Source organism: Micromonospora sp. MH33 (assembly GCF_003013775.1).
In the GTDB taxonomy this organism is placed as follows: Bacteria; Actinomycetota; Actinomycetes; order Mycobacteriales; family Micromonosporaceae; genus Micromonospora; species Micromonospora fulviviridis.
Genome location: NZ_MUYZ01000312.1, coordinates 1 through 7,904, shown reverse-complemented (window position 1 = coordinate 7,904; position 7,904 = coordinate 1). Strand labels below are relative to the sequence as shown.

The window sequence follows — 7,904 nt, the reverse complement described above, 5'->3', positions numbered from 1 at the left end:
CGCCGCTCGCCCGCCGGCTCGCCGGCCGGACCGCGCCCGAGCGGGACGCGTACCTGCTCGACCTGGTCCGCGCCCAGGCCGCCGCGGTGCTGGGACACCGAACGGCGGACGCCGTACCGGCCGACCGGGCGTTCCAGCGGCAGGGGTTCGACTCGCTCACCGCCGTCGAGCTGCGCAACCGGCTCGCCGCCGAGACCGGCCTGGCCCTGCCGGCCACCCTCGTCTTCGACCAGCCGACCCCGCTGGCGCTCGCGGCCCACCTCGCCGCCGCGCTCACCGGAGCGCCGGCGGCCGAGGACCGGCCGGAAGCCGCCGCCGCGGTCGACGACGACCCGATCGTCATCGTCGGCATGGCCTGCCGGCTGCCCGGCGGCGTGACCGGCCCCGACGAGCTGTGGGAGCTGCTTGCCGCGGGCCGCGACGGCATCTCCGACTTCCCCCTCGACCGGGGCTGGGACAGCTTCCTCACCGGCCGGCTCTCCGACGCCTCCTTCCCCCGGCAGGGCGGCTTCGTCTACGACGCGGGCGAGTTCGACGCCGACTTCTTCGGCATCTCACCCCGCGAGGCCCTGGCCATGGACCCGCAGCAACGGCTGCTGCTGGAGGTCTCCTGGGAGGCCGTCGAGTCCGCCGGCATCGACCCGGCCCGGCTCACCGGGGAGCGGGTCGGCGTCTTCGCCGGCGCCAGTTTCCAGGGGTACGCCTCGACGGCGATGGGACGCGACCAGGAGGTCGGCGGCCACCTGCTGACCGGCACCGCCACCAGCGTGCTCTCCGGCCGGGTGGCGTACGCGTTCGGGTTCGAGGGCCCGGCGGTCACCGTGGACACCGCCTGCTCGTCGTCGCTGGTGGCACTGCACCTGGCCGCCCAGTCCCTGCGGTCCGGGGAGTGCACGCTGGCGCTCGCCGGGGGCGTGACCGTGATGGCCTCACCGGCCACCTTCGTCGAGTTCTCCCGCCAGGGCGGCCTCGCCCCTGACGGCCGGTGCCGCTCCTTCGCCGACTCGGCGGACGGGACCGGCTGGGGCGAGGGCGTCGGGATGCTGCTCGTGCAGCGGCTGTCCGACGCCCGGCGGGACGGCCGCCGGATCCTCGCCGTGCTGCGCGGTTCGGCGGTGAACTCCGACGGCGCGTCGAACGGCCTCACCGCGCCGAACGGGCCCGCGCAGCAGCGGGTCATCCGGGCCGCCCTCGCCGCCGCGCGACTGTCGCCGGCCGACGTGGACGTGGTGGAGGCGCACGGCACCGGCACCACGCTCGGCGACCCGATCGAGGCGCAGGCGCTCCTGGCCACGTACGGGCAGGGGCGGGACGGGCAGGAGGCGCTGCTTTTGGGGTCGATCAAGTCGAACCTCGGCCACACCCAGGCCGCCGCCGGCGTCGCGGGCGTGATCAAGACGGTGCTCGCCCTGCGGCACGGCCTCGTCCCGGCCACCCTGCACGTGGACACACCGTCGTCGAAGGTGGACTGGTCATCGGGCGCGGTCCGCCTGGTCACCGAGGCACGGCCCTGGCCGGCGGTCGCGCGCCCCCGCCGGGCGGCGGTGTCCTCGTTCGGCATCTCGGGCACCAACGCCCACGTGATCATCGAGCAGCCGGAACCCGAGCCGGCCGCGCGGGACGCCCTGCCGGCCGGTGCCGGTGCGGGAGGGGGCAGGTCCGCCGACGCCGGCGCGTCCGGCCGGCCCGTGCTGCCCTGGCTGGTGTCCGCGCGGTCGGCCGACGCCCTGGCCGGGCAGGCGCGGCGCCTCGCCGACCACCTGCGCGGCAGCGGGAGCGCGTCGCCGGTCGACCTGGCCTGGTCGCTGGCCACCGGCCGTGCCGCCCTGGAACACCGGGCCGTCGTTCTCGGGACCACCGTCGACGACTTCGCCGCCGGACTGGCCGCCCTGACCGGCGGCGCGACCGACCCCGGCCTGATCACCGGTGCGGTCACCACCGGTCGGCGGGCGTTGCTGTTCACCGGTCAGGGCGCGCAGCGCCCTGGCATGGGCCGGGACCTGTATGGCCGGCTCCCGGTGTTCGCGGAGGCGTTCGATCGGGTGTGCGCCCTGTTCGACGGCCGGTTGGATCGTCCGTTGCGGGAGGTGGTGTTCGCGGAGCCGGGCAGCGACCTGGCGGTGTTGCTGGATCAGACCGTCTACACGCAGGCGGGGTTGTTCGCGGTCGAGGTGGCGTTGCACGAGTTGCTGTCGTCGTGGGGTGTCACGGCCGATTACCTGGCCGGTCATTCGATCGGTGAGGTGACCGCCGCTCATGTGGCGGGGGTGTTGTCGCTGGAGGACGCCTGCGCGCTGGTGGCGGCCCGAGGCTCGCTGATGCAGGCGCTGCCGGCCGGCGGTGGGATGCTCGCCGTCGCCGCGTCGGAGGAACGGGTCCGGAACCTGCTCGCCGCCGACCGTGACGGCACGACGGTCCCGGCCGACGTGGCGGCGATTCCGGTCGACGGCGCGACGGTTCCGGTCGAGGTGGCTGCCGTTCCGATCGGAGGGGCTGCGGTTGCGGTTGATGTGGCGGCGGTGAACGGGCCGCGGTCGGTGGTGCTGTCCGGGCCCGTCGTGGAGTTGGATCGGGTTGCGGGGGAGTGCGCGGAGCGGGGGTGGCGGGTCAAGCGGTTGCCGGTGAGTCACGCGTTCCATTCGCGGTTGATGGAGCCGATGCTGGCCGATTTCCGGGCGGTCCTGGAGGGCCTGGACTGGCGGCCGCCGCGTTTGCCGGTCGTGTCGAACCTGACCGGCCAGCTGGCCGACCCGGCCGAGATCGCCGGGCCGGAGTACTGGGTGCGGCACGTGCGGGAGGCGGTGCGGTTCGCTGACGGCATCGCCACCCTGCACACCCTGGGCGTCACCACGCTTCTGGAGGTCGGCCCGGACGCCACCCTTACCGCCATGGCTGCCGAGACCACCGCCGACGGCCCGGTGCACCACATTCCGGCGCTGCGCCGCGACCAGCCCGACACCACCGCACTGACCACCGCCCTCGCCCGGCTGCACGTCACCGGCGCACCCGTCGACTGGACCGCCTGGTTCACCGCCACCGGCCAGCAGCCGCAGACGGTCGACCTGCCCACCTACCAGTTTCAGCACCAGCGGTACTGGCTGCACGAGGACGCCACCCCTGTCACCCCGTTGAACGGTGGCGACAGCGGGACCGACGACCGGTTCTGGGCAGCCGTGGAGCGCGCGGACCTCAGCGCGCTGGACCCCGCACTCCGGCTCGACCAACCGGCGAGCGCGCTGCTGCCCGCCCTGGCCCGCTGGCGCCGGGACGGCCGGCGACGCGCCACCGCCGACGGGTGGCGCTACCGGATCGACTGGCAGCCCGTACCCGACGGGGACGCGGCGACGCTGGCGGGGACCTGGGCGCTGCTGGTGCCGTACACCGGGATCGACGACGGGGTGCTCGCGGCGGTGACCGACGGGATGACGGCGGCCGGCGCGGACGTCCGGCCGGTCCGGCTCGACGGGCCGGCCGACGACCGCGAACTGGTCGCCAAGGCGCTGCGCGACGTCGGCGGCGCCGCCGGGGTGGTGTCGCTGCTCGCGCTCGGCGGCGCCGGGGTCGGCGAGGCGTTGGCCACCGTGCAGGCCCTCGACGGCGCCGGCGGCCGGCTGTGGTGGCTGACCCGGGGCGCGGTCGCCGTGGGCGCCTCGGACGCCCCGGTGGATCCCCCCGCGGCCGCGACCTGGGGGCTCGGGCGGGTGGCGGCGCTGGAGGAGCCGCGCTGCTGGGGCGGCCTGGTGGATCTGCCGGAGATGGTGGACGCGCGGGCCGTTGGGCGGGTGTGCGGGGTGCTGGCGTCCGGCGTCGAGGACCAGGTGGCGGTGCGGTCGTCGGGGGTGTTCGCCCGGCGGTTGGTGCCGGCGTCGAGTGATCCGGTGCGGCGGGGGTTCCGGTTGTCCGGGACGGTGCTGGTGACTGGTGGTACGGGTGCGTTGGGTGCCCGGGTGGCGGAGTGGGCGGCGGGTGCGGGGGCGGAGCATCTGGTGTTGACCAGCCGGCGGGGCGGGGACGCTCCGGGGGCTGGTGAGTTGGCCGATCACCTGCGCGGGTGCGGCGTGCGGGTGACGGTCGTGGCGTGCGATGTGGCGGACCGGGCGGCTCTGGCGGGGTTGCTGGACGGTCTGGCCGCTCAGGGCGACCCGGTCCGCTCCGTCGTGCACGCCGCCGGGGCCGCCCAGGCCACCCCCCTCGCCGAGATGACCGGCACCGAGCTGGCCGACGTGCTGCGGGCCAAGGTGGACGGTGCCGCGCACCTCGACGAGTTGCTGCCCGACGGGCTGGACGCCTTCGTGGTGTTCTCCTCGATCGCGGGGGTGTGGGGCTCCGCCGGCCAGGCCGGCTACGCGGCGGCCAACGCGTACCTCGACGGGCTGGTGGCGCGGCGGCGGGCACGCGGCGTCGCCGGCACGGCCGTGGCCTGGGGGCCCTGGGCCGGCGCCGGAATGGCGCACGGCGAGCAACAGGACCAGCTGGCCCGGCGGGGCCTGCCGGCGCTGGACCCGGACTGGCCGTCACCGCCCTGCAGGGCGCGCTCGACCGCGACGACACCACGGTGGTCGTCGCCGACGTCGCCTGGGACCGGTTCGCCGCCTCCTTCACCGCGCTGCGCCCCAGCCCACTGCTCGACGGCATCCCCGAGGCAACGGTGGACCGGCCGGACACCCCGCCGGCGGACGCGGGCGCCCCGCGGGCGCTGCGCGACCGGCTCGCCGCCGCCGGGCCGGCCGAGCGGGACCGGATCCTGCTCGACCTGGTACGCGGCGCCGCCGCCGCGGTGCTCGGACACCGCAGCCCGGCCGCGATCCGGGCCGGCCGCGGCTTCCTCGACCTCGGCTTCGACTCGCTCACCGCCGTCGAGCTGCGCAACCGGCTCACCGCCGAGACCGGCCTGGCCCTGCCCACCACCTGGTCTTCCACCCCACGCCGGCCGCACTCGCCGGGCACCTGCGCGACGAGCTGCTGCCCGCCGGCCCGGCCGTTCCGGTCGTCGCCGAGATCGACCGGCTCGCCCAGCTGCTCGGCGCGGTGCCCGGGGACCGGCGCGGGGACGCGGAGATCACCCGCCGGCTCGAGGAGCTGCTGGCCCACTGGCGCGGCGACGCGGTGCCGCCGCCGGCCGCCGACGGCGCGGTCGCCGACGACCTGGCCGCCGCCGACGAGGACGACATCTTCGCCATCATCCAGCGGGAGTTCGGCAAATCGTGACCAGCAGCCGACCTAGGGGTCCGCACGCAGCTAGGGGTGGCCAGCTCCTCGCGATCAGCGACCTGCACGTCATGTACGCGGAGAACCGCCCGCTGGTCGAGGCGCTGCGTCCCGACAGCGACGACGACTGGCTGCTCGTCGCCGGGGACGTCGGCGAGTACGTCCACGACGTCGAGTGGGCGCTCGGCCTGCTCGCCCGGCGGTTCGCCCGGGTGGTCTGGGCCCCCGGCAACCACGAGCTGTGGACTCCCCCGGACGACCCGGTGCAGCTGCGCGGGGAAGCCCGCTACCGGCACCTGGTGGCGCTGTGCCGCCGCCTCGGCGTGGTCACTCCCGAGGATCCGTACCCGGTCTGGGACCCCGACGGCGACCCGTTGCTGATCGTGCCGCTCTTCGTCGGCTACGACCACTCCTGGCGGCCACCGGGCACCTACAACCGGGCGCAGGCACTGGCCCTTGCCCACGAGACGGGGATCGTCTGCACCGACGAGATCCTGCTGCACCCGGACCCGTACCCGAGCCGGGACGCGTGGTGCCGGGCCCGGGTGATCCGGACGGAGCGGCGGCTCGACGCCGAGCGTGGCGAGCTGCCCACCGTGCTGGTCAACCACTACCCGCTGGTCCGAGAGCCGACCCGGATCCTGCGGTACCCCGAGTTCGCCCAGTGGTGCGGCACCGACCTCACCGCCGACTGGCACCTGCACTACGCCGCCCGGGTCGCCGTCTACGGCCACCTGCACATCCCGCGCACCACCTGGTACGACGGGGTCCGGTTCGAGGAGGTGTCGGTCGGCTACCCGCGCGAGTGGCGCCGCCGGGCCACCCCGCCGGGACGGCCCCGGGTGATCCTGCCGGCGCTCGCCCGCCAGCACAGCTGACCCTCCCGCCACCGCGCCCGGCCTGCCCGGACGCCCTTCCGGGACGGCCGAATGAGGGGTCCGTAGGGGTTGGGCGGCCGATCACCGCTCAGTAGCGTCCACTCACGGTGACGGGTCGGGTGCCGGCACACCCCCCGGCCCGCCCGGTGGCGTCCGGCTGGTCATGCGGTGAGGAACAGACAGTGAAGCGGTGAGCGGGTCCCGTCGCCGTCGGTCGTCCCCGGTCACGGGCGCATCGACGGCTACCTCAGAGGTCGGCGGAAACGATCGGTAGCAAGCTCCGGGCGGGTGGGTCATGGCGGACGAAGAGAAGCTCCTCGAACACCTGAAGTGGGTGACCACCGAGCTCCGCCAGGCGCACCGGCGGCTGCGCGAACTGGAGGAGCCGGAGCCGATCGCGCTGGTCGCCATGGCCTGCCGGTTCCCCGGGGGCGTCAGCTCGCCCGAGGAACTGTGGGACCTGGTCGCCGCCGGCACCGACGCCACCGGCACGTTCCCCACCGACCGCGGCTGGGACCTGGCCCGGCTCTACGACCCGGACCCCGACCACCCCGGCACCTCCTACAGCGACCGGGGCGGCTTCCTCGCCGACGCCGGCGACTTCGACCCCACCCTCTTCGGCGTCAGCCCCCGTGAGGCCCTGGCCATGGACCCCCAGCAGCGGCTGCTGCTGGAGGCCACCTGGGAGGTGTTCGAACGGGCCGGCATCGACGCCGGCACGCTGCGCGGCAGCCGTACCGGTGTGTACGTGGGCACCGCCGGGCAGGACTACGCCTCCGTGCTCCGCCGCCTGCCCGAGGGTGCCGAGGGGTACGTGCTGACCGGCACCGCCGCCAGCGTCATCTCCGGCCGGCTCGCCTACACCTTCGGCCTGGAGGGTCCGGCCGTCACCATCGACACCGCCTGCTCCTCGTCGCTGGTGGCCCTGCACCTGGCCGCCCAGGCGCTGCGCGACGGCGAGTGCACCCTCGCGGTGGCCGGTGGCGTCAGCGTGATGGCCACGCCGGGCGGCTTCATCGAGTTCTCCCGCCAGCGCGGCCTGGCCGCCGACGGCCGCTGCAAGGCGTTCTCCGCCGCCGCCGACGGCACCGGCTGGGCCGAGGGCGTCGGCCTGGTGCTGGTCGAACGGCTCTCCGACGCCCGCCGCAACGGCCACCCCGTGCTCGCCGTGATCCGGGGCAGCGCGGTCAACCAGGACGGCGCGAGCAGCGGGCTGACCGCACCCAACGGCCCCGCCCAGCGGCGGGTCATCCACCAGGCCCTCGACAACGCCCGGCTCAGCCCCGCCGACGTCGACGCCGTGGAGGCGCACGGCACCGGCACCCGGCTGGGCGACCCGATCGAGGCCCAGGCGCTGCTGGCCACGTACGGCCGGGACCGCCCGGCGGACCGGCCGCTCTGGCTGGGCTCGCTGAAGTCGAACCTCGGTCACACCCAGGCCGCCGCGGGCGTCGGCGGGGTGATCAAGATGGTCCTGGCCCTGCGGCACGGGCTGCTCCCGGCCACCCTGCACGTCGATGAGCCCACCCCGCACGTCGACTGGTCGTCCGGCGCGGTCGCGCTGCTCACCGAGGCCCGGCCGTGGGCCGAGGAGCCCGGCCGGGTCCGCCGCGCCGCCGTGTCGTCCTTCGGCATGAGCGGCACCAACGCCCACCTCATCCTCGAACAGGCCCCGGCCGCCGAGCCCGCCCCAGCCGAGCCGTCCGACGTGGAGCGCCCGGCCCTGCCGGTGCTGCTCTCCGCCGCCCACCCCGCAGCGCTCGCCGCGCAGGCCGACCGCTGGGCCGCGTGGCTGGCTGCCGACCCCGCGCCGCGCCC

At 75.8% G+C, this 7,904-nt stretch carries 2 protein-coding genes and 1 pseudogene; all 3 read left to right on the top strand.

All coding sequences use genetic code 11. From position 1 onward, the window contains the following. A pseudogene (locus tag B0E53_RS40285) lies at positions 1–5,208 on the top strand (type I polyketide synthase); the annotation flags it as partial. Continuing rightward, on the top strand, positions 5,205–6,086 hold the full coding sequence (locus B0E53_RS38780; protein ID WP_210406279.1) for a metallophosphoesterase: 882 nt from the start codon (positions 5,205–5,207) through the stop codon (positions 6,084–6,086). The pseudogene B0E53_RS40285 and the gene B0E53_RS38780, both read left to right, overlap by 4 nt. Before the next feature lie 295 nt (positions 6,087–6,381). After that, a partial coding sequence (locus B0E53_RS30530; protein WP_210406278.1) for a beta-ketoacyl synthase N-terminal-like domain-containing protein occupies positions 6,382–7,904 on the top strand: 1,523 nt, incomplete at its 3' end.